Annotated in this window: 21 protein-coding genes; 4 read left to right on the top strand and 17 right to left on the bottom strand. The window is 61.7% G+C overall.

Annotated features, from left to right (window positions below; all coding sequences use genetic code 11):
* Window position 1: 1 nt before the first annotated feature.
* From P0Y65_20430 to P0Y65_20405, 6 genes are all read right to left on the bottom strand, one after another.
* Window positions 2-1,318: a hypothetical protein gene (locus P0Y65_20430; protein ID WEK04510.1), complete on the bottom strand. Its 1,317-nt coding sequence runs from the start codon at window positions 1,316-1,318 to the stop codon at window positions 2-4.
* A gap of 135 nt (window positions 1,319-1,453) precedes the next feature.
* Window positions 1,454-2,749 carry a glycoside hydrolase family 125 protein gene (locus P0Y65_20425; GenBank protein ID WEK04509.1) on the bottom strand — a complete coding sequence of 432 codons (1,296 nt, stop codon included), beginning with the start codon at window positions 2,747-2,749 and terminating at the stop codon, window positions 1,454-1,456.
* Between the two features lie 204 nt (window positions 2,750-2,953).
* Complete coding sequence (locus P0Y65_20420; protein ID WEK04508.1) at window positions 2,954-4,444, bottom strand: sulfatase; 1,491 nt, start codon at window positions 4,442-4,444, stop codon at window positions 2,954-2,956.
* Window positions 4,445-4,455: 11 nt separating this feature from the next.
* Window positions 4,456-5,307, bottom strand: a complete 852-nt coding sequence (locus P0Y65_20415; protein WEK04507.1) for a carbohydrate ABC transporter permease — start codon at window positions 5,305-5,307, stop codon at window positions 4,456-4,458.
* Between the two features lie 3 nt (window positions 5,308-5,310).
* Window positions 5,311-6,246, bottom strand: a complete 936-nt coding sequence (locus P0Y65_20410) for a sugar ABC transporter permease (protein WEK04506.1) — start codon at window positions 6,244-6,246, stop codon at window positions 5,311-5,313.
* A 4-nt stretch (window positions 6,247-6,250) separates the two neighbouring features.
* Window positions 6,251-7,522, bottom strand: coding sequence for a sugar ABC transporter substrate-binding protein (locus P0Y65_20405; GenBank protein ID WEK04505.1), 1,272 nt, complete (start codon window positions 7,520-7,522; stop codon window positions 6,251-6,253).
* Window positions 7,523-7,775: 253 nt separating this feature from the next.
* On the opposite strand from P0Y65_20405, the gene P0Y65_20400 reads away from it, so the two are divergent.
* Window positions 7,776-8,648 carry a LysR family transcriptional regulator gene (locus P0Y65_20400; GenBank protein ID WEK04504.1) on the top strand — a complete coding sequence of 291 codons (873 nt, stop codon included), beginning with the start codon at window positions 7,776-7,778 and terminating at the stop codon, window positions 8,646-8,648.
* A 109-nt stretch (window positions 8,649-8,757) separates the two neighbouring features.
* Here the strand turns inward: P0Y65_20400 and P0Y65_20395 are convergent, their stop codons facing one another.
* Both P0Y65_20395 and P0Y65_20390 read right to left on the bottom strand, forming a co-directional pair.
* Window positions 8,758-9,147: an aldo/keto reductase gene (locus P0Y65_20395; GenBank protein ID WEK06858.1), complete on the bottom strand. Its 390-nt coding sequence runs from the start codon at window positions 9,145-9,147 to the stop codon at window positions 8,758-8,760.
* A 23-nt stretch (window positions 9,148-9,170) separates the two neighbouring features.
* Entirely contained in the window at window positions 9,171-12,164 is a 2,994-nt protein-coding gene (locus P0Y65_20390) for a BTAD domain-containing putative transcriptional regulator (protein ID WEK04503.1), read from the bottom strand.
* Window positions 12,165-12,542: 378 nt separating this feature from the next.
* Here P0Y65_20390 and P0Y65_20385 point away from each other — a divergent pair, with 378 nt between their 5' ends.
* A complete protein-coding gene (locus tag P0Y65_20385) occupies window positions 12,543-12,797 on the top strand; it encodes a hypothetical protein (GenBank protein ID WEK04502.1) in 255 nt (84 codons plus the stop codon).
* Between the two features lie 24 nt (window positions 12,798-12,821).
* On the opposite strand, the gene P0Y65_20380 is transcribed toward P0Y65_20385, so the two are convergent.
* The 5 genes from P0Y65_20380 to P0Y65_20360 all read right to left on the bottom strand — a co-directional run bounded on the left by P0Y65_20380 (window position 12,822) and on the right by P0Y65_20360 (window position 17,360).
* Window positions 12,822-14,369: a TerC family protein gene (locus P0Y65_20380; GenBank protein WEK06857.1), complete on the bottom strand. Its 1,548-nt coding sequence runs from the start codon at window positions 14,367-14,369 to the stop codon at window positions 12,822-12,824.
* A gap of 45 nt (window positions 14,370-14,414) precedes the next feature.
* Window positions 14,415-15,068, bottom strand: a complete 654-nt coding sequence (locus tag P0Y65_20375; protein ID WEK04501.1) for an exopolysaccharide biosynthesis protein — start codon at window positions 15,066-15,068, stop codon at window positions 14,415-14,417.
* A 57-nt stretch (window positions 15,069-15,125) separates the two neighbouring features.
* Complete coding sequence (locus P0Y65_20370) at window positions 15,126-15,893, bottom strand: anti-sigma factor (GenBank protein WEK04500.1); 768 nt, start codon at window positions 15,891-15,893, stop codon at window positions 15,126-15,128.
* Window positions 15,890-16,405, bottom strand: coding sequence for a sigma-70 family RNA polymerase sigma factor (locus tag P0Y65_20365; GenBank protein ID WEK04499.1), 516 nt, complete (start codon window positions 16,403-16,405; stop codon window positions 15,890-15,892). Before P0Y65_20365 ends, P0Y65_20370 begins: the two co-directional genes overlap by 4 nt.
* A gap of 61 nt (window positions 16,406-16,466) precedes the next feature.
* Complete coding sequence (locus tag P0Y65_20360) at window positions 16,467-17,360, bottom strand: DMT family transporter (protein ID WEK04498.1); 894 nt, start codon at window positions 17,358-17,360, stop codon at window positions 16,467-16,469.
* A gap of 139 nt (window positions 17,361-17,499) precedes the next feature.
* Between P0Y65_20360 and P0Y65_20355 the strand changes: the two genes are divergently transcribed.
* Together P0Y65_20355 and P0Y65_20350 are read left to right on the top strand one after the other, a co-directional pair.
* Entirely contained in the window at window positions 17,500-18,327 is an 828-nt protein-coding gene (locus P0Y65_20355; GenBank protein ID WEK04497.1) for a DUF72 domain-containing protein, read from the top strand.
* 83 nt (window positions 18,328-18,410) lie between these two features.
* A complete protein-coding gene (locus tag P0Y65_20350) occupies window positions 18,411-18,920 on the top strand; it encodes a disulfide bond formation protein B (GenBank protein WEK04496.1) in 510 nt (169 codons plus the stop codon).
* A gap of 285 nt (window positions 18,921-19,205) precedes the next feature.
* Here P0Y65_20350 and P0Y65_20345 read toward each other — a convergent pair whose 3' ends face one another.
* The 4 genes from P0Y65_20345 to P0Y65_20330 all read right to left on the bottom strand — a co-directional run bounded on the left by P0Y65_20345 (window position 19,206) and on the right by P0Y65_20330 (window position 21,488).
* A complete protein-coding gene (locus P0Y65_20345; protein WEK04495.1) occupies window positions 19,206-19,466 on the bottom strand; it encodes a type II toxin-antitoxin system ParD family antitoxin in 261 nt (86 codons plus the stop codon).
* A gap of 59 nt (window positions 19,467-19,525) precedes the next feature.
* Complete coding sequence (locus P0Y65_20340; GenBank protein WEK04494.1) at window positions 19,526-20,083, bottom strand: HNH endonuclease; 558 nt, start codon at window positions 20,081-20,083, stop codon at window positions 19,526-19,528.
* A gap of 89 nt (window positions 20,084-20,172) precedes the next feature.
* The gene (locus P0Y65_20335; protein WEK04493.1) at window positions 20,173-20,832 is read right to left on the bottom strand and encodes an alpha/beta hydrolase; all 660 of its coding nucleotides are present in this window, start codon (window positions 20,830-20,832) and stop codon (window positions 20,173-20,175) included.
* Complete coding sequence (locus P0Y65_20330) at window positions 20,829-21,488, bottom strand: DNA-3-methyladenine glycosylase 2 family protein (protein ID WEK04492.1); 660 nt, start codon at window positions 21,486-21,488, stop codon at window positions 20,829-20,831. The genes P0Y65_20335 and P0Y65_20330 overlap by 4 nt, the downstream gene beginning before the upstream one ends.
* Window position 21,489: the final 1 nt, after the last annotated feature.

Genomic DNA, 21,489 nt, shown 5'->3' with positions numbered 1-21,489 from the left:
GTCAGCTTGCTGGCTTGGCCTGCATACGCCCGCGCCATTGCCGGCCTTGGGCGAAGCCGACTTCGAGCGTCGCGGCCAGGAGGCAGATCTTGGTCGGCGTTACCAGAAGGCCCTCGCCGGGATCGCTCGGCGTGCCGATGAAGGGTGAGATGACCTGGGCGATGACTTGCCAGAGCGGCAGATCATGCGGACCGATGACCTGGGTCAGGCCATACCAGGCCCAGGAGGAGAGCCAGTCGAGGAAACGATAGCCCAAAATTGCCATCACGATCAGCGGCACGCCTGCGCCCAGGGTCAGGCCGATGCCCTCGGCGAGCGCGCGATAGCGTTTGACCGTGCCGGCAGCAAAACGCGCGATGAATTCGCGGACCGACTTGGGCAGCGCCTGCCATTGCGATATGGCATCGGCAAAACGCCCCTGGGCAGGCGCCGGCGTCCCATTGATGTCATAGCCATAGACGAGGGCGGCCAGCGCCAGCCAGACGACAGGATAAAGCCCGTAGAAGAAGAGGCTGGTCAGCCGCGTGCCGATCGGCGGCCCGGCAAATTCGGGTGGCACCGGAATGGCCGACTGTGCCACGGCCTCGCTGACGGGCGACAGGATGCCCAACAGCATGGCGATGTTTCCCGGCAGTTGCATGAACCAGTTGACGACGTCGCCCTGCCACTGCGAGAGCACGAAAATACCGATGAAGGCCCAATTCGCCTCGCAGATCACGGTCAGCACCGGCCAAATCCAGGCCCGCGACCGCTTCTCCATTCGCTTGGAGAACCAGCGCACTGCCCAGGCGACGAGAATGGGTGCGGTCAGCCAGGCTCCGCCGGTTACCTCAAGCAGGCTGCCGGCTTCGCCCGACAGGAAGAGGCTGAGCGCCAGCTTGGAATAGTCCCGCAGCGTGTCGCCCAGAAAGCCCCAGGCGGCATAGAAGGCGAAGAAGGGAACGAGGGTCAGCGTCAACGCGCTGACGAAACTGGCGGACGGGGTCGGCGCAACGGCTTCGGTGGCGGGTTGATTGGCCTGAGCCTGGGATGCGCTGTTAAGGGATGGTAGGCCCTTCCGGACCGTCTCTAAGAGCGCCACGATGACTATCAGCTTGAGCAGAACGACCACGGCCAGCAGGGAAAGACCGGCCAGCGAATTCCAGCGGCCGATATAGGCCGCGAGTTCGTTGAGCAGGAGATTGCCGATAAAGCCCAGCAACCAGATTGCCGCCAGCTGGGGCCAGAAACGCCAAAGAAGTGCAGCGGTCAGCCGCAACTGCGAAGACACGATCGAGATGCCACCGAAGGATGTGGCGGTTCCGTCGGAATTTGTCATAGATCCCAGATATCACCAAGATGGCGCAAGGCCAATGACGGTGACATGGCCAGACCGTGCCTGACGTTCATAGTGGCGTAGTACTTAGACCGCTTAGCGCCCCATTCCGGTCATCCGCCTAACGAACGCGCCTTCCTAAAAGCGGACAGTAGGGCGCCGATAAGTTCTCAGGCCTGCGACGTCCAGAGCAAGCTCGCAAAACATGGCGTTGGCCCAGGAGAACCATGGCCGCGTGAACTTTTCTGGATCGTCGACGTGGAAGGATTCGTGCATGAGCCCTGTTCCCCCGTCCGTAGCCAGCATCAGAGCAAGCAAGTCGCGCTTTTCGGCTGGATTATCACTCGTCAGGCCCTGCACGGCCAGAGCAATCGGACAGATCTGGTCCGGCGGAGTATGTGGGCTGCCGATGCCCGACGCGGCCGAACCGGCGTAGAAATAGGGGTTTGCCTTGCTCAGGATGCGCGAGCGGGTCGCCTTATAGATCGGGTCAGTCGGCGTGCACCAGCCCAGCATGGGCAACGAGAGCAGGCTCGGCACATTGGCGTCGTCGGCCAGAAAGCTGTTGCCAAGCCCATCGACCTCGTAGGCGTAGACCGGGTCGTGGCCATCGACTTTAACGAGGCCGAAGCTCTCGATGCCCTGCTCGATGTCGTCGCGAAGGAGATCGGCATCTTGGGCAAGATCAGGATCGCCAAAAACCTGGACGGCAAGTTCGGCGATGTATCGCAGTGCCACCGCAGCCAAGGCGTTGCCGGGAATATTGTAGCCGTACACACAGGCATCATCGCTCGGCCGGAACCCAGCCCAGGTCATTCCGGTATGGCTGGTGACCGGGCCCAGCCCATCGCGCGTCAGCGTATCGCTCTGGGGACAATCCAGACGGGCAAAACGATAGGTCGAATTGCGCTCGTGGTCTTGCTCCGTCCGCCATGTGCGGATGACGATTTTCGCCACGTCCACAAAGCTTTGCAGATGGTCTGTTCGGCGGGTTGTCGCCCACAGATCGAAGGCTAACTGGACCGTATAGGCGAGCGAGTCGATCTCGTATTTGCGTTCCCAGACCCAAGGAGACTGCGGAAAGGCGTCTTGGTGTCCTGCTGCATTGCCGCTGGCGTTGAAAGCATTGGCATAGGGATCAAGCAAAACATAGTCGAGCTGGCGCCGGGATACTGCCGCAATCAGATCAGCCAAATCAGAATGCTGGTGCGCAAGGTGCAGGAACGGGGCCAGTTGCGCCGTCGAGTCTCGGAGCCACATTGCTGGAATGTCGCCGGTTATGACGAACGCGGTCCCGTCGGGCAGATGAGTGACGGTTCTGGTGAGCATATCTATCAGACAGCGCTCGACTGTTTCGCCGACTTGCGCGCCCAGCTTCTGGGTCACTTGGTTCGCGATATTCTGAACGATTGAGTGAATTGACTCTCCAGTCACCACCATCTCCCTCAATTGGCGTCACGAAACTCTGACCGTTATTGCATGGCAAAGGATTCAGCCCTAGTGCCGGAACACAAAGCCCATCCGTGATCGCCCCATTCCGGTTATTCGCTGGCAGTTTGCCAGTTCCGAAAAAGCGGACCTGACTAGTGAGTGCCCCGGCCACCAATTTTCGAAGGCGCACCTTCGGTGTGTAGCCAGCTAGCCCAGACCTAGCCGAGTGAAAAGCTCTGATGGGGCGCCGAGAGATCTCAGGGTATCGGCCATCAGCGTCCGCATCCGGGCGAGTTGTTCGGGCTCGCTTGTCACGAGATTGTCTCTCTGCCCTGGATCGGCCTTCCGGTTGTAGAGCAAAGTCTCGCTGTCGAGGGGGCGGCGGTCGCTGGGGCGGTCGACGGTGAAGGGGATTTTCCACTGCGGAATGTCGACGCCGGGGATGTAATGGCCGCTCCCGATCGGCTGGTCGGGCGGGATGATAGTGGTAGGCACCATGGACGAGTAGGCATAGACCGGCAGCTCACGGTTGGGCGGTTGAATCAGCGTCCATTCGCCATCGGTGCAGCACAGACCCTGCCCGAACGTGCCATAGAGGAGCACGTCACGGCCATCGTCGTCTGAGGTGATCATGGGCAGGATTGATCGGGAGTGCGTGCCCGAGGGCAAGTCCACGCCGCCACCAGCCAGAACGGTCGCAAAGAGATCAACCGTGCTCGTCAGTCCGACGACGGAACGCCCCTGCCCAGAATGATCGGGATGCCAGATCATCAGCGGAATATTGGCGTGGCTGTCGAAATGGGGGAATTGCTTGCCATAGCCAAAGCGGTCGGCGAGGTCGTGTCCATGGTCGGTGGTGACGACGACCATCGTGTCCTTCCATAAGTCCTGTTCATCCATGGTCTCGAGCAGCTTGCCGAACCAGTGATCGGTCATGGTGAGTTTGGCGCCATATTGGGCGCGCACAAAGGCCAGCTCCTCCTGCGTTGCCTGGGCCAGGAATTCAGCCTGTTTGGCCGCATCCTGATAGGGCGGCCAGAGCGAGAAACGGTCACGTGCCGCGCCATCGCCATACATGGAGGCGTAGGGCTCAGGCACGTCGAACGGCTCATGCACGTCGAACGATTCGACTTGGAGGAAGAAGGGATTGTCCTGCTTGTGTTCCTTGAGCCAATCGCTGGCGGCGGTGAACACCTTGGCCGGAAAGAAATCTGCGTCATCGCCGAACCGGGCGATGTTGGAGTAATAGCGGTGGCCATAGCCGGGCCGCCACTTTTCGATATTGAGCGCCCATTGCGGAAGCTCCTCGAAGGGCACCAGTGGCTTCCAGAAATCGAGCTCGTGCCCACGAATGAAGTCGGCGCCCTGGAAGCTCTGAATGTAACCGTTCGCCGACTCTTCCCAGTAGTGGTAATGGTCCGTGACGATGGCCGTTGTGTAGCCCGCCTGTTCCAGCAGCTTGGGCAGGCGATGATCGAAGGGTTCGAGCGGCCCCCAAGGGCGCCACTGCATGTTCATGACGCCGGCAAAGATTTCGCGGCGGGCCGGCATGCAGGGCAGGCTGCCCACGAAGTGATTGTCGAAGCGCCAAGCGCGATCGGCAAAAGCCTGCAGGTTCGGCGTCGCAAATTCGGTGCCGCCATAGGCCGACAAGGCGCTGCGATTGACGCTGTCGATGAGCACGAGAATGATGTTCATTTGAGAATGGCCTATTGCTTGATGGCGCCGGCGGCGAGGTCGGATACGAGCTTTTTCTGCAGGAACATGAAGAGCACGAGGGTGGGTACGGTAGAGACGACCGAAGCGGTCATGACCAGGTTCCACTGCGTGGTGTATTCGCCGAAAAAGCCTGCCAGTCCGACCGGCACGGTCTTGTTTTCATCCGAGGTCATCAGTGTCAGGGCGAAGAGGAATTCGTCCCATGCCGACACGAAGGCATAGACGGCGACCGTGACGACACCCGGCCAGGCGACCGGCAAGATGACGCGGAAGATGATCTGAAGCGTATTGGCGCCGTCGATACGCGCCGCCTCGTCCAGCTCGCGCGGAATGGTGTCGAGGTAACCGAGCAGCATGTAGATGCAGAACGGCAAATTGACCGCGATGTAGGAGATGACCAGCGCCAGCGGATTGTTGATCAGGCCGAGCTGGAAGAAAGTCGCGTAAAGCGGCGTGATCAGGATGACGAAGGGAAAAAGCTGCGTGGTGATGACGAGGATCAGCAGCAACTGCCTTCCGCGAAAAGTACGCCAGCGGGAAAAGCCATAGGCGGTGATCAGCGAGATCGAAACGGCTACCACCGTCGCGACGGAGCAGACGATTATCGAGTTGCGCAGATAGGTCGGGAAAGGTGAGCCGTCCAGGAGCTTGGCATAGTTGTCGAGGGTGAAGCTCGTGATCAGCTGGAAGGTGCGGGTGAAGATCTCGTTGTCGGGTCGAAACGAGATCAGCACCACCCAGATGAAGGGGAAGGCCAGGATCAGGCACAGCATGATGCCGAAGACCGCGACAAAGAGATCGAGCGCGAAGCGGCGCAGCCCGGTATTGTTGGCAAGGGCCATGGCTCACTTCTCCCGGAACAGCACGAAGAAGTAGATGAGCGCGAAGACAAACATGATGAGGCTCATCACGACGCCCACGGCCGCGCCCGTCCCCATGCGATAGTCGATGAAGGAGGCGGTATACATCTGCGTCGCTAGTACATGGGTGTAGTCGCCCGGGCCTCCGCGCGTGGCCAGCCAGACATAGACGAAATTGTTGAAGGTCCAGATCGTGGTAAGCAGCACGACCACCGCCATAACCGGCTTTAGGAGCGGCAGCACGATGCGCGTCTGGATCTGCCAGGCATTGGCGCCATCGATGCGGGCCGCGTCGCGCAGGTCAGTGGGGATCGACTGGAGGGCGGCAAGGAAGGTGATGACGACGAAAGGCAGTTCGCGCCAGATCAGCATGGTCTCGATGGCGCCCCATACGGTTGAGGTGCGCGCGAGAAAGGGAATGCCCTGATCGAGAATGCCGGCACCGACCAGCAACTGGTTGACCACGCCATAGCGCGCATCGAGCAGCCATTTCCAGGCAGCGACGGCGACCACGGGCGGCGTAACCCAGGGCACGAGGATAAGCGAACGAACCAGCCAGCCCAGCCGCCAACGGGCAAAGACCGAGGCGTTGAGCAGCAGCGCAAGCCCAAGACCCAGAAACAGGCGAATGACAACCGTGACGATGGTCAGCGGTAGCGTGGTGTTGAACAGCGCTTGGCGCGTCGCCGGATCGTTGAGCACTTCGGCGAAATTAGCAAAGCCCACCCATTCGCCCTGCTTGCCGATATCGAACAGGCTCAATTCCTGAAACGACAGGCCGATATTGTAGATGGCCGGTCCGGCAAAGAAGAAGGCGAGAATCAGCATGGCCGGCAGCACGAGCCAATAGGGCTCGAGCCGCGTGCGCAATGGACGCACCAGCCCGGAGGCTGGCGCGTTCGATAGTTGTGTGGTGGCCATCGGCTCAACTCTTGCCGCGAGCCAAAAGGTCCTGCAATTCGGCGATGACCGCCTGGGCGGCTTCATCGGGTGAGCGCTGGCCGGAATAGACCGCGCCAAATTCGCGGTTAATCAGCGCCGTCATGGTCGAGACGGGGATGGGCGAGGAAATGTAGCGCTCGAAGGTCTGCGCCAACGGCAGCATTTCGACATAACCCTGTTCGGTCGGCGGGAATTGAAGCTCTTCAAGTAGCGAATTCTGCGCCGGATATTGCTGGTAGGTCGCGAAAGTATCGGCACTGACCAGATATTGAACGAACTGCCAGGCTTCTTCTGGGTGCTTGCTATTGGGATTGATGCCCAAGGCTCGACCGCCCAGATGGGAGATGCGCCTGACCTCGCCCTGAGGGATCTTGGCCGTCATCAGCGCTGCTTCCGACTGCGCTTCGGCGGCACGAAAGGTCTGGGGCGGGAAGACGGCGATGGCACAATCGCCGCGGCCCAGTCCGCCCATGATTTCGGGATCGCCCCAACTGTTTACGGTAATCAGGCTTTCCGGCGACGACTGGTTGACGAAAAAATCGTTGAAATAGGTCATGGCCGCAACAAGCTCTTCAGGCTTGACCACCACTTCCCATTTGCCGGGCAAGGTCTCGTCGACCAGCGTCGAGCCATTGCTCCAGAGGTAATAGTTGGCCAGCGTCCACATGCCGCTATCGGGTGAGCTGCCGGCGGGAAAACAGAAGCCATATTGACCGTCCCCCGTGGTCAGTGCGCCGGCGGCCGTCCGCAACTCGTCCCAGGTTTCGGGAAAGGCGATGCCGGCGGCATCAAGCAGGTCGGGGCGATAGGCCATGGCGAACGTGTCGGACGTCCAGGGAATGCCATAGACCTTGCCATCGAGTGTTGCGAGATCGGTGGCAAGGAAATCTTCAATGCCGGCGCCCGGTGGGCTGGCGGCGATATGGTCAGTCAAATCGGCGACGAGGCCCGAGCGGGCAAGATCGCGCGTCCAGACGAAGGCCATGTGCTGGATGTCAGGACCGGCCCCGGCCGGGACTTCGCGGGCAAGCTGGGCCAGCGTGTCGGCGCCGGCCATCGTCTCGAGCTTGACCTGGATATCGGGATGAGCCGCGTTCCAGGCGTCGATCGCCTTTACCAGTCCTTCGATCTCTGTGGGCGGATCGAACTGCCGGAAAGTGAGTTGCACCGTCTCCTGGGCGTGGGCCGATGCCGAATAAACTCCAGCAGCCACAAGCAAAGTCATGGCGGCAGAGCGCGTCCAATTCTTGTTCATTTGTCGTTCCTCCTCGAAAGAGAGTTAATAACGAAAATGCTGGATATGCAAATACTGCATTCCCGCAACTAGCCGTTTGAAGTCAGGTCGGTTTGGCTTCTCGGCAGGCGATGTCTGCAGACGCGCCACATCATTCAGCAATTCAGGGATTTAATTCTCGATTGAACTTGTAGACATTGAGCCAAACCGGGCCTTGCCAGTCAAATGCAAACCGTGCATATCCTATGCAAATTCCGCATAATGGTGCCTGGAAATGAAGGAATTGCGTCAGTTTGTCGAAGTGGCGGGCCGCCGTTCTATTTCGCTGGCAGCAAGGCATCTGAATATTTCCCAGTCCGCTCTGTCACGCGCCATGCAAAAGCTCGAAGAGAGCTACGGCGCTTCGCTTTTCGTGCGCACCGGCGGCGGCATGGAACTCAGTCCGAGCGGCGTCACTTTGTATGGGCACGCGCTTCGAGTGCTGCCCGTACTGGATCAGGCGCGGGATGAAATCGAACAGCTCCAGGGTCGCTCCAGGGCATCGATCCGGATTGTCGCCGGCGATCTGTGGGGCTTCGCCATCCTGCCTGCAGTGATGAGCCGTTTTGCCGGAACGCATCCCGATATTGTGGTTCACCTGGGCATTGCCGATGAATCAAAACGCCTCGAAGGGCTACGCAATGGCACCTTTGATCTTGCCTTCGGCACCCTTTCGACGCGCTATGGCGCAGCTCTGGATGTGGTGTTTGAACCGCTCACGCAACAAGGTACAAACGTTTACTGCGACCTGCACCACCCCCTCGCTACACGGAGCGTCGTATCGACGGAAGATCTTACCGGATGCCGCTGGATCAGCAGCGGCTACGAAGACCCAAGCGACACGACATTGCCGGGCCGCCAGCGGCGCGATTATGCCGTCAGGGCGGACACGCTGCTGACTGCGCTGCAAATTCTCAAGGGTTCACAATTTCTGATGTCAGGATCGAGTGGATTTGCTGCGCTGTTCCGGCAGTATGGCATCGTTCCACTTGCCTTGGAGGATGTGGGCGCAGGCAGCCATTCTGGTGCGATTTATTTCGAGCGGACGCTTTCGAATCCGTCAGTTTCCCAGTTTTTGGCGACAGCACGGCAAGCCACCGCCACCTGAGCGAGGGCGCTTTATCGTCAGAAGCGCGCCCCACACCAGACATTCAGCGGCACTGCCCCGCTTCCTGAATGCGGACATTGCTAAGCCAGGTCAAACCGTTGCTTCCCTTTTACCACCAGCACGGGTGCGACGGGGTGAGGCCGTTGGCAGTCGCGGCGTCGATGGCGATGGCGATGATTTCGTCGGGCGCGAAGGCGAGATTGTCGAGTGCACCTAGATTGTCCTTCAACTGATCCAGGGTACGAATGCCGATCAGTGCCGAGGTCAGCTCGGGGCGACGCAGCACCCAGGCCAAAGCGAGCTGCGGTAGGCTCTGACCGCGGGCCTTGGCGATAGCGGCCAACTTGCCGACGGCGTCGAGGGTTTCGGGCTTGATGCGGTCGGCCTTGAGGAAGGGATTGTTTGAGGTGCCGCGCGCGCCCTCGGTGTCGCCAGTGTTGTATTTGCCTGAGAGCACGCCTTGGGCGAGCGGCGAGAAGGCGATCATGCCGATACCCAGTTCGCCGCAGTCCGCCTGAGCCTTCAGGCTCGACTGAAACGCAGCCCGCCAATCGTCTCGGCAGCTTCCGCAGCCTGGGGTTCGCTCCAGGCTGCGCCTTCCGCCATCAGCCCTTCCAGCTGGGCAGCGGAGAGCTGTTCCGACAGTTCCGCAACCAGCCGTCGGTGCGTCACCTCTTCGGTCCATTCCCGGCTGGAGACGCCCCTGGCGTAAAACTCTCTGGCATAGCCCGATAGCCGGGCTGCCAGCTCAAGCTCCCCGCCCAGCACGGCCACCAGCGCGAGATGCTCGCCGGCACGCACGACGGCCGCCGGCCAGCCCAAGGCTCTCGCAACACGCAGCCCTTCGCGCGCCGCATCGCGGGCTTCCGCCGTTTTTCCATGGGCCAAGAGATAGGCGCCGAGATTGCTCAGGCCCAGGGCGGCCTGCCGGTGATTGTGCCCCGACCCGTCCAGCATATACCTGATGCCCTCGATGGCGCTCTCGACCTTGCCGGCGACGAAATCCATTTCGGCCAGCGCGATTTGTGCGCTCGCCAGCCCGCGTGTATCGCCAATGCTGCGGCACACCGCCATTGATCGGTTGATGGAAGTTTGTGCGGCAGCAATGTCACCGCCCAGATAGGCCGCAATCCCCTTGGAGCGCAGGCAACTCGCCAGCGGCTTGGTCGGCCCCAGCGGTTCGAGAACCTTCAGGGCGTCCTCAAGATAGGGCAGCGCTTCGACGATCGTGTCGATGGTCAGAAGCGTGGCCCCGGCCCGCGCCAGCGCCTCGCCCAGATCGACGGCGCGCCCGGCTGACCGGAACAGTTGCGACGCCTGCTCGGCATAGGCAAAAAAGGACTGGTTGCCATGCGCGCTGTTCGATGTCTTGGCCAGGTAGAGCCGCGCAGCAATGGCAGGCGGCAAGTCGTCGTGAAGATGGGTCATCGCCGTCTCGACCCAGCGCTCCTTCTCCCGGAACAGCGACAGCTCGTCCCAGAGCCGCACACTGAGACTGACCAGGTCCATGCCCAGCGCCATATCCCCGCCGGCGCCGAATGCCCAGTCGAGCGAGGCGCGAAGGTTATCCACCTCCGGCTCATAACGTCCGAGCCAGGTAAGGGTTGGTGTGCCCGCCCAAGACTGCCCAGCCTCGTCGAACCTGGCCACCAGATAGTCGGCCAGGGCGCGCTGCCGTCCCTGTTCGCCGCTTTCGCGCTGTCGCTGCAGCGCATATTGCCGGGTGGTCTCGAGCAGCCGGTAGCGCGGCTCGGCCTCCGAGAGGTCAACGCTGAGCAGGGATTTTTCGACCAGCGACGACAGGAGGTCAAAGACAGCATCCTCCTCGATCGTTCCGCCGCGGGCCACCTGCATTGCCGAGGCCAGCGAGCAGCCCCCAGCAAAGACGGCGAGCCGGCGCAAAAAGGTCTGCTCGTCCGGTTGCAGCAGGGCATAGCTCCAGTCGAGCATGGCCCGCAGCGTCTCGTGATGCTTGTGCCCGGCGCGTGTCGAGCGACGGAGCGTCAGGAGCGACGAACTGAGGTCCGCTGCCAGCCGCTCCGGACGCATCATCTTGAGCCGCCCCACCGCCAGCTCGATGGCCAGGGGAATACCCTCGACCTGCATGCAGATGCTGGCCACCGCCGGCGCCACTGCATCATCGAGGGTAAACTGCTCGACCACGGCGGCCGCACGGTCGACAAACAGTTGCACCGCGCTAAAGGCAATGGCGGCTTCAGCACTGATGCCCTCCGCCTCGGCCGGATAAGTCAGCCGCGGCACGCGATAAAGGCTTTCCCCCGCCACGCCCAGGCTTTCGCGGCTGGTCGCCAACACGGCGACGGAGGGACACGACGCCAGCACCATTTCGGCAAGCTGCGCCGATTGCGCGACCACATGCTCGCAATTGTCGAGGATCAGCAACGCCTGCCGCTGCGCCAGATAGGCCACGGCGCTCTCGACCGCTGGACGGTCGAGCGAAACCGGCACCCCCAGCGCCCCGCACAGCGCCTCGCCAATCAACTGCGGATCGGCAATCCCCGCCAGTTCGACCAGCCAGACCCCATCGGCAAATGTGCCATCGAGCCGGAAACCCGTCTCCACGGCAATGCGTGTCTTGCCTGCGCCCCCGGCCCCGGTCACGGTGACCAGCCGATAAATGCCCAGCCGTTCCACCACTTCCTCGACCGTCCGCTCGCGACCGACCAGGCTTGTCATCGGCCGCGGCAGGTTATGCACCCGCTGCGACCGCTCAAGCGACAGATCCCGCGGCGGAACCGCCACTGCCGTGCTGATCTGCGGCTCGCTCGCCAGCCGCATCAGCGCCTTGGTTTCCTCCGAGGGCTCGACCGAGAGGTTACGCGCCAACACATCGCGGCACCGCCGATAGTGCCGCAGCGCCATGGCCCGCTCCCCGCGCGCCAGATAGACCCGGATCAGCGCCCGATAGCCCTCCTCGGCCAGCGGGTCGATCTCGATCAGCCGCGAGGCAATAGCTTCGGCATCAGCATGCCGCCCAGACCGGGCATAGGCAGAAAGCAGCCATTCGAACCGCTGCACCGCCGCCACGCGCAATTCAACGCGCCGATCCTCGAGCCATTGCTGCACCAGCGGGTCACGGATGTTGAGGCCTTCGAGAAATTCGCCCCGATACTGCGCGGCCGCCCGTTCAAGCTCCTCGACCGCGCTATTGGCCACCAAGCCGAGCATGAAAGCCACATCCGAACCGACGGCGCCGGCGACGAGCATCACCTTTTCGCGGTCAATCCGCAGCAGATCTTGCGCCTTGCCACCGAGCGCGCGACGCAGCGCCGCCAAGGTTTGTCGCAGGCTCTGGTAGGCCTGGGCATCGCTGCGCTCGCTCCACAACAGAGCCGCGATTTCCTCGCGACTGCCGCTTTGCCTTGGTCGCAGTGCCAGCCACGACAACATCAGGCGTTCGGACTTGAGCTTGAGGTCGATCGGTTCGCCACCCTCGAAACGAGCCTCGAACGGTCCCAGCAGGTCAAGATGGAATTGGGCCGACTGCATCGACATTCTGCCTGCTGAATAGACAATACCGAACGTCAGTAGCAATAACACAAATCACGAATAAATCACGCTGACTCTTCACTGCAATCACGCAGTGATGACGTCAGGCCAATACGCTCATTGAACTTGTGACGCGCCTGAGCTGAAGCACAGCAGGGAACCGGGCGCCCCACCAGTTACATTCCCGCAGTCGAAAGCTCGTGCCATAAGGTAACCACGCCTTCGATCGGCAATGAATTGACCGGCATAAACTGATCGGAACGGCGGCTTTGCTGCAGGACCGAAACGATTTGAAGCAGCGGCATGAAAGCCAACGAAGTTGTCCGGCCACTCGTCTCATCGGGGCCGCCCGCTTTGCGCGATGCTGTTGCCAAGGGGGAACCTATGGCTGATCTGGTCTTCATCTTTCATGTTGCGCGCTATATCGGCACGGATGGCGCACTCGATTTCGACAAGCCCGTGCGCACCATCGCCGCCCATCCGATCGCTGCCGCCGAACGCGTCATGCAAACCAGGCTCTACCTGGTGGGCGATCCTCAAAACCTTTACGCCGAGGTTTCCTACACCAGCCTCGACGGCGAGGAAGAACGCGTTCTGCTGTACCACGGCTTTGCCGATCAATCCCAGGCCAGGCTCTGACGCGTCCGGCGCGGCTCCGGTGGCTCAGGCCACCGCTGCCTCCGCCACGCGCGCCTCGATCGTGGTGATCTGCGATCCCTCCAGCATAGCGACCGTAAACGTCATGTCGCCAATGGTGATCGACGCACCCTGGGCCGGCAGATCGCCAGTCTCGTAGAGCAGATAGCCGGCTAGCGTCGCATAGCGATCGGCCTCGTCGACGAGGTCTACCCCGAGTGCCACCGACACCAGGCGGATATCGGCATCGCCATCGATCAGCCAGCGACCATCATCCTGCCGCTCGATGCGGGGCAGCGGGTCGTCGGCATCGGGGAATTCGCCAGCGATGGCTTCGAGCACATCCATCGGCGTGGCAATGCCCTGCAGCACGCCATACTCGTCGACGATCACTGCCATCTGCACCGGATTTTCGCGTAGCCGCTCGATCAGCTTCAGCGCCGTGGCGCTTTCATGCACGATCATCGGCGCCTGTACCGAACCGTCGAGATCGATGGCCCTGCTGACAATGATGTCGCGTAGGAGGTCCTTGGCCAAGGCGACACCGGCCAACTCATCAAGGCTGCCGCGACCGAGCAGGAACCGCGAATGGCCAAGATCGAGGATCTTGTCCTGCAGCGCCTGCACATCGTCCTCGAGGTCGAGCCAGTCGATTTCACGACGGGGCGTCATGATCGACATGACGGTCCTGTCGCCCAGGTCGAGCACGCCACGAACCATGTCCTTTTCCTCTTCGGCGAACAACGCATTGGCCTCGGCCTGCTCGGCGATCACATCGGCCGTTTCGCCAAGGCTCGCATCGCCGCGCCGGCCGCCCAGCATGCGCAGCACGGCATCAGCGGTCTTTTCGCGCAGGGCCGATGAGCGCAGCGCCTTCTCCCGATTGCGCCGGGCAATCTGGTTGCAGGCTTCGATGGCGATGGAAAAGCCGATGGCCGCATAGAGATAGCCCTTGGGCATATGATAGCCGAAGCCCTCCACCACCAGTGAGAAACCGATCATCAGCAGGAAGCCGAGGCAGAGGATGACCACTGTGGGGTGTTTGGAGACGAAGGCCATCAGCGGCTTGGACAGCGCCAGCATGGTCGCCACCGCCACGATGACGGCAATCATCATGATGGAAAGCTCGTCCACCATGCCCACGGCCGTGATGACGCTGTCGAGCGAGAACACCGCATCGAGCACCACGATCTGCACCAGCACCTGCCAGAACACGGCATGCACCACCTTGCCGGTCGTCGCCGTCGCATGGCCTTCCAGTCGTTCGTGTAGCTCCATCGTACCCTTGGCGAGCAGGAACAGGCCACCCAGGATCAGGATCAGGTCACGCCCTGAAAAGTCCATGGTGAGCAGGGTGAACAGTGGCGCTGTCAGCGTCACGATCCAGGCGACCGAGGCCAGAAGCCCCAGCCGCATCACCAGAGCCAGCGACAAACCGATGACCCGGGCCCGGTTGCGCTGATGCTCGGGCAGCTTGTCGGCCAGGATGGCGATGAAGACGAGATTGTCGATGCCCAGAACGATTTCGAGCAGAATAAGCGTGCCGAGGCCAGCCCAGGCGGCGGGGTCGGACATCCATTCAAAAAACATGTGCCTGCGGCGCCTCTCGGCGACCGTCCTTTAGAAATTGAAGAAAGTGGTCAGGGCCAGCCAGCCGGCATAGACGAAGGCGGCGATGACGCCTGAGACGATCACCAGCGACACCAGCGAGGTCACTGTGCCGATGAGGATCCACAAGCCGTCCCGTTCGATCAGGCCGAGCGCATAGATGCAGATGGCGATAGCCGGCAGCATATTGCCCAGGGGAATGGGCAGGAACAGCACGATCGACAGAAGCAGCACCATTGCCCCGACGAGATATTCCACCGGCGGCCTGGCAAGGAATTCGAAGCGCGGCCTCATCAGCTTTTCCGCCTTTTGCAGCCAGGGCCCGACCTTGGTCACCACCTTTTCGAAATCGGCGCGGGCAAAGCTGCGGTCGGCAATGATCCGCGGCAACCAGGGCCGCATGCCCAGCATGAGCTGGGTGGCAAGGAACAGCAGCGGCGCCCCCAGCACGCCGGAAACCCCCGGCGGAACCGGGATCGTATTGGGCACGGCGAAGATGAAGAGCATCGCGGCAATGGCGCGATGATCCAGTTCGGCGAGCAGGTCACGGATATAGATGCGGTCACGCCCAGGCCTGGCGGCGATGCGCAACAGGGTTGCCGATAGGCGATGGTCGTGCGGCGGAAGTTCCTGGCCCTCGAGGGGACTTCGGCTGGGTTCAGACATCGTTTTGCGTTCCCCGCATCGGCCTATGCCTCTGCAAGAAAAGACTTTTCTCCTTGGCTAGTAAAGACTGTCCAGCAATTTGCCAGCCGCGAGGCTGACCTCGCCTGCATCAGCCTGCGCCACCAGGGCATAGGCAATGTCGCCGAACTGCCAATAGGCGGTCGTGGTGTTCTCGACCTGCATCGTCGTCGGCTCGGCAATCAGGAATTCGCCCGGCCGCACCGCAAAGATCGAAATCGTGCCCAGGCCGCCTGCCTCGACGGCCATTTCGACGCTGGGGCCAAAGCGCGAAGGAAAGACCTGAACATCGGTCACCCGCCAGTCCGCCATCAGCGGAGGCATGCGGATCGCCGTCTCGGCAAGCAATTCGTCAGCATCGTAGTCGGGCGCTTCGATCTGCGAGATCATCCGCGCGCGCAGGGTGCTGGTGCGATTGGCGGCAATGGCGTCGGCCACAAAAACGGGCACGTCGCTCGACGCCTGCAAGCTACTGAATTGGCCGAGCTGCCCATTGGCCAGCCAACCCGCCGCTAGAAGCACACTCGCCACCATCAGCGGCCTTACCCGGCGCAGGAACCGTCCACGATCGAGCCCCCCCTGCAGCCGCCGCGCCAGATCGCCGGTTTTGGGCATAGTCCGGGTCTCGCCGCCGGCCAGGGCCAGCCGCAATTCGTCGCGCACCCGCAGATCGGCCATCACTTCCGCCGCCGCTGCCGGATTGCGCGACAGCGCATGTTCGATTGCAATGCGGCTTCCAGGATCGAGTTGATCATCGATATAGGCTGCCAGTTCCAGCGGATCGATTACATCGGACCTCTGCATCATTCGCCTCCCCTGACCAGTCTCAGCGCCGGACCAGCCTCCCATTGCCGCAGGGCCTCGCGGCCACGGGACACCCGCGACATCACCGTACCACTGGGCACCTTGAGAATGGCGGCCGCTTCGTCATAGGAAAGCCCCTCGATGGTCACCAGATGCAGTGCCTCGCGCTGCTCGACCGGCAGGTCGTCGAATGCCCGGCGGACCTGCGACAACCGCACGCTGTCGACCTGATTGGGGGCAGTACGTTCCTCGGCATCCTGCGCCATGGCCCGATCACGCCCGGCAGCGCTCCGGCCTGAGCGGAGCCGGTCGATATGAAGATTGTGGAGGATCGACATCAGCCAGCCGCGGAGGCTGCCCTCGGGCCGATAGCCCGAACCGCGCTCCAGTGCCCGCACCAAGGCATCATGCACGAGGTCTTCGGCATCGGCGGCGTGCCGCGTCAGGCTCAGCGCATAACGGCGCAACGCCGGCAGCTCGTCCATGACCTTTGCGGGTGGTTTGGGCGGTGTCATGCTGGGTATACGGATGCCGGGGCCTCCGCCTTCCACGCAATGGCAATAATTTTTTCGCACCCTATCGACTGGTGATCTGCTCGCCGAATTTGGCAATACCGATTCCCGTCACCACCAGGACCAGGGCCGCCAGCAAATAGACGGTCATCTCAGCCTTGCCGAGCAGGACCAGATAGACCGCCGACAGCACCGGCGTGAGGAAGCTCAGCACGCCGATCAACTGCGCATTGCCGTGCTTCATGCCAAAATCCCACATGGCATAGCTGAGCGCAAAGAAGATGGACGAAATCCCCACAATCCAGAGACTGCTCGCCGGCGCCGGCGGTGCCCCCAGCACGACCAGCCAGATCACCCCGTTGAACAGCGCACTCAGCGCAAACACGCCCCCGAGGAAATTATTGCTGAGATAGGAATGCCGCGCCGCGACCGCCGAGAAGATGCTCCAGGTCAGCGACGACAACACAGCCCACAGATGGCCCGAGGTGAAGCTTGGCGATCCCAACTCCAGCCCGCGCCCCATCATCAGCGCTGCGACGCCGGCCAGTCCCAGCGAGCCGGCAACCATGTGATACCATCTAAGCTTTCGCTGCAGCGAGATGGTGGTGAACACCACCACCAGCAGCGGCCAGGTATAGATGATCAGCGTCGCCTCGAGCGGCGGCGCCTGCTGCAGGGCCGCGACCCAGGTCAGGTTGTGCAACCCGATGCCGACAAAGCCAAGCAGGTAAAACCACACGGGTACGCGCCGCAGTTCGGGTAAGGGATTATGCCGTCTAATGATCCACATCGCGACAAAGGCGAGTGCGCCCACGCCATCGCCCAAGGCGACATAAAGAAAGGGATCGACCCCCACCGCGGTGGCCATCACCGGCGCCGTGAGCGACCAGATCAGCACGGAGGCAAAGCCGCCCGCCGTGCCAAATGCCGAGCACTCATTGGGAGATGTCACTGTCATCGGAAAACTGCCGTGGGGAACTGCCGGCTTCTTGCCGACTTCGCACCGCCTCGGCAAGTCCCGGGCGCACGATGGCGTTCTCTGCGATGTTGCGGTTTTCGTGGGACCGGGGCAAAGCTGATGCAACGGAGGACGCAGCATGGCGCAGGGCACGATACGCACAGGAACAGCAGGCTGGGTCTTCGAACCCTGGCGCGGTAGCTTCTTTCCCGAGGGCCTCGTGCAGAAAAAGGAACTGGCCCATGCCAGTTCTCGCCTGACCACGATAGAGATCAACGCCACCTTCCGCGCCAACCAGAAACCGGCAAGCTTTGCCAAATGGGCCGGCGAGGTCAGCCAGCCTGGCTTCGTTTTCTCCATCAAGGGCCCGCAACTGGTCACCCACATCAAGCGACTGAAAAATTGCGAGACCGAGCTGGCCAATTTCTTCGCCTCCGGCCCGCTGGCCTTAGGCGAGAGGCTTGGCCCCTTCATCTGGCAGCTACCGCCTAATGTCAGTTATGACCGGAACGTGCTGGGCGATTTCCTGAAGCTCCTGCCACAGACCACTGCCGACTATGTCGACTTGGCTGGCAAGGCGGATGATCGGCTGAAATCTGAACCCTATCTCGGTGCCGACGGCGTCGGTCCGATCCGCCACGCGGTCGAAATGCGCAACGCCAGTTTCGACAATCCCGAAGTCGACGCCCTGCTAGCTGAACACAATGTCGCCCGCGTCATCGCGGACACGTCGGAAAACCCGGCCCGAACCCTGACCGCCGATTTCGCCTATTGCCGCCTGCAGGGCCCACCTGCCGGCACCGGCTATGGTCCATCCGAGATCACGAACTGGGCCGAGACGGCAAAGACCTGGGCGGCGCAAGGCAAGGACGTCTTCGCCTATTTCGTTCACGAGGACAAACTGCACGCCCCGGCCAATGCCATCGCGCTGCGTCAAGCCGCCGGCATCACGATAGCGGGCGATTGATCACAAGCCCGTTCCCTGCTGGAAAGTGCCGCAATGGCGCTCTATCCAGCCACCATCACAGCGTCATCTCGAAAGTCTCCAGCATGCCTACAAGAAGTCGTCCAGCACTCGACAAAATTTCTGCCGGACTTGCCTTCCTCCTCGGCCTCGCTGCCATCCTGCTCGCCCTGGCCAGCCAGGTCTTCGGCGGCCTCGTGCCCTGCGAGCTCTGCCTCGAACAGCGCCTGGCCTATTATATTGGCCTGCCTGTGCTTTTCCTCGTGCTGGTGACATGGAACCGTCTGCCCCTGCCCGCCTGGTATGTCGGCATGGCCGCCGCCACCGGCATTTTCCTCTGGGGCACCTATATGGGCGCCTATCACGCTGGCGTCGAATGGGGTTTCTGGCCCGGCCCAACCGCCTGTACCGGCGTCGGCGAAACCATGGATTTCAGCGCCCTCAACAACTTGACCCCGGTTGTCGGCTGCGACGTCGTCCAGTTCCGCCTCCTGGGCATTTCGTTGGCAGGCTATAATGCGCTGGTCTCCCTCGTCGTTGTCGCTCTCCTGGTCTTTTCGATCTGGGCTCAGGCAACTCGCAGCAAACGAGGCTAGTCCCCGAGCGCAGCTGCCAAATCCATTGCCGAGTGTAGGACACGGACGATCGTGACCATGCTGCTGCCGACAGAATAATCGCATAGTGGCCGAAGGGCCGGCGGCGATAGGCCTGCCGCTCGAACCCAGGAAGCAAAGCATACTGCTGGGGATGATCGGCCAAACCAAGACAGGCCGCCTCAATATCTCTGAGAAATTGCCCGGCCCGGTGCGGGCTGTCTTCAGCGATAAAGCTGGTTATGTAGCGCAGGCCACGTTTCGATTCTATCGAGAACGTGACGCGCATCACGATGCTTTCTTGGAGATTTGATCGATAAGCTCTCTCAATTCAGCGAACACTTCTTCGGCTGGCTGAACTCGCCCCGCATCAATGTCGTCCTGCCCGGCCTGCAGCTTGGCCGCCAATCGCTGAAATGCAGCCTCGCGCTCCTGCACCAGGCGCACGCCTTCGCGCAATACTTCGCTCTTGGAGTTGTAGCGGCCGTTTTCGACGAGGTCGTTGACGACCTTTTCGAGGTTTTCACCCAGATCGGCACTGATCGGCATGGCTCATGCTCCTGTCCTGATTGGCCAATAATAGTTATTGGACTGAGCAAGGACAAGGTTCACGGCTCGAGTTCGATGTCCCAATAGAGATAGTCCAGCCAGCTCTGGTGCAAGTGATTGGGCGGGAAGGCTCGGCCATTATTGTGCAGGTCATGCACCGTCGGCGGATAGGGCGCCTGATGCGGAAACATGCGGATTTCGCTTGGCAGGCGATCGGCCTTGCGCAAGTTGCAGGGCGCGCAGGCGGCGACGACATTTTCCCAGGTCGTCAGCCCGCCCTTGGAGCGGGGAATGACATGGTCGAAGGTCAGGTCGTCCTTGCTGCCGCAATACTGGCACTGGAAGCGATCACGCAGGAAGACATTGAACCGCGTGAAGGCAGGATGGCGCGCCGGCTTGACGTAGTCGCGCAGCGAAACCACGCTGGGCAGCCGCATTTCAAAGCTCGGCGAATGGATGACGGTATCGTAATGGCTGACGATATTGACGCGATCCAGGCACACGGCCTTGATGGCGTCCTGCCAGGACCAAAGCGACAAGGGATAGTAGCTGAGCGGCCGGAAGTCGGCGTTCAGTACCAGTGCGGGACAGGCCTCAGGCGACACGTGGATCGTCACTTGAGTCTCCCGGAACGGGAATCGAGTAAGTCCATAGCCCTCTTATACTAGGCCCAATATGTCAGGCCTGTGAAGCGGGCGTTAAGCTGTTATTTTTGCGAGACGCGCGTGATGAATTGCGTCGCATATTCGAGCCCATCCGGCGCGATACCGTGGCCAACGCCGGCGCTGACGTGATAGCTGACATCATAGCCGGCAAGCCGCAGGGCCGTATCGGCATCGGCGCTGTGCTCGGGATCGACCACCTCATCCATATCGCCATGGACCAGGCAGACAGCAGGCTTGGCGAAGGCGGCAGAGCCGAAACTGTCGGGCGGCACGAAGGCACCGGAAAAGGCGATAATGCCCATCAGCTGGCGGTTAAGCGAAAGGCCGGTGTGCAACGCCATCATCGCGCCCTGGCTGAACCCGACGAGGATGGTGTTTTCCGGCGTGACGGCGCTCTGCGCCCACAGGTCTTCGAGAAATTCCGCAAGTACCGGGCGGGCGCCAATGACGCCTTCTTGTCGCTGGGCAAGACGGTCGCCGTCAAAACTGATGTCGAACCACTGATAGCCACCCGAAAACTGCCGACAGATATCGGGTCCATTGGGCGACACGAAAACCGCATCGGGCAACACGCTCTGCCAGTTTGGCGCCAGACCAATCAGATCATTGCCATCGCTGCCATAGCCATGCAGCAGCACCACGGCCTGTTTGGGCGCCTTTCCGGAGGCGGGTGGCAGCATGGGGCCGGAAAGCTTGGTCACAGCAATATTCCTTCTCGGTCGCGCATCACGGCGAAATAGCGCCAGAACAACAGGGCCGCGGCCGAACGATGCGGCGCCCAGCCTTTGGCAATGTGGATCATCTCCTTGATGGTTGGTCGCGCGTCAAGTCCGAGGCCATGCTGTACCGCCTTGAGCAGGGCCAGATCGCCCGAAGGAAACACGTCCGGGTGCTGGGCGCAGAACATCAGATAAACCTCGGCCGTCCAGGGACCGATGCCCTTATGGGCGACGAGATAGTGCACGGCCTCGTCGGCTGGCAGGGTTTCGAGATGGCTGAAGTCGAGTTGGCCGGCGACCATGGCCTCGGCAATGACGCGGACCGTCTCGAACTTGCCGCGGGAAAAACCCGTCGCACGAACGGCCTCTTCGCTCAGCGACAGATAGGCAATGGGGTCGAGGGCACCGGGCAATTGCTCGAACCGGCCCCAGATGGCCGCGGCGCTCGCCACCGACAATTGCTGGCCGGTGATGACCTTGGCGATGCCGACAAAACCGGGCGGATTGATGCGCGGCTGAACGGGCCCGGCAAAATTGCGCACTGCGGCGATACGCGGGTCGATGGTCGCAAGGATCTCGATATGCTCGGCAACCAGCGCTGCCGTATCGAGACGCGGTGACGGCAGGATCGGGCTCATG

Source organism: Candidatus Devosia phytovorans (assembly GCA_029202405.1).
In the GTDB taxonomy this organism is placed as follows: Bacteria; Pseudomonadota; Alphaproteobacteria; order Rhizobiales; family Devosiaceae; genus Devosia; species Devosia phytovorans.
This window is presented reverse-complemented; position numbering and strand designations above follow the sequence as displayed.

Coding starts and splice junctions, on each gene's coding strand:
- P0Y65_20430 (WEK04510.1), bottom strand. CDS start 1,318: ATGACAAATTCCGACGGAACCGCCACATCCTTCGGTGGCATCTCGATC.
- P0Y65_20420 (WEK04508.1), bottom strand. CDS start 4,444: ATGAACATCATTCTCGTGCTCATCGACAGCGTCAATCGCAGCGCCTTG.
- P0Y65_20415 (WEK04507.1), bottom strand. CDS start 5,307: ATGGCCCTTGCCAACAATACCGGGCTGCGCCGCTTCGCGCTCGATCTC.
- P0Y65_20410 (WEK04506.1), bottom strand. CDS start 6,246: ATGGCCACCACACAACTATCGAACGCGCCAGCCTCCGGGCTGGTGCGT.
- P0Y65_20405 (WEK04505.1), bottom strand. CDS start 7,522: ATGAACAAGAATTGGACGCGCTCTGCCGCCATGACTTTGCTTGTGGCT.
- P0Y65_20400 (WEK04504.1), top strand. CDS start 7,776: ATGAAGGAATTGCGTCAGTTTGTCGAAGTGGCGGGCCGCCGTTCTATT.
- P0Y65_20390 (WEK04503.1), bottom strand. CDS start 12,164: ATGTCGATGCAGTCGGCCCAATTCCATCTTGACCTGCTGGGACCGTTC.
- P0Y65_20385 (WEK04502.1), top strand. CDS start 12,543: ATGGCTGATCTGGTCTTCATCTTTCATGTTGCGCGCTATATCGGCACG.
- P0Y65_20380 (WEK06857.1), bottom strand. CDS start 14,369: ATGTCCGACCCCGCCGCCTGGGCTGGCCTCGGCACGCTTATTCTGCTC.
- P0Y65_20375 (WEK04501.1), bottom strand. CDS start 15,068: ATGTCTGAACCCAGCCGAAGTCCCCTCGAGGGCCAGGAACTTCCGCCG.
- P0Y65_20370 (WEK04500.1), bottom strand. CDS start 15,893: ATGATGCAGAGGTCCGATGTAATCGATCCGCTGGAACTGGCAGCCTAT.
- P0Y65_20365 (WEK04499.1), bottom strand. CDS start 16,405: ATGACACCGCCCAAACCACCCGCAAAGGTCATGGACGAGCTGCCGGCG.
- P0Y65_20360 (WEK04498.1), bottom strand. CDS start 17,360: ATGACAGTGACATCTCCCAATGAGTGCTCGGCATTTGGCACGGCGGGC.
- P0Y65_20355 (WEK04497.1), top strand. CDS start 17,500: ATGGCGCAGGGCACGATACGCACAGGAACAGCAGGCTGGGTCTTCGAA.
- P0Y65_20350 (WEK04496.1), top strand. CDS start 18,411: ATGCCTACAAGAAGTCGTCCAGCACTCGACAAAATTTCTGCCGGACTT.
- P0Y65_20345 (WEK04495.1), bottom strand. CDS start 19,466: ATGCCGATCAGTGCCGATCTGGGTGAAAACCTCGAAAAGGTCGTCAAC.
- P0Y65_20330 (WEK04492.1), bottom strand. CDS start 21,488: ATGAGCCCGATCCTGCCGTCACCGCGTCTCGATACGGCAGCGCTGGTT.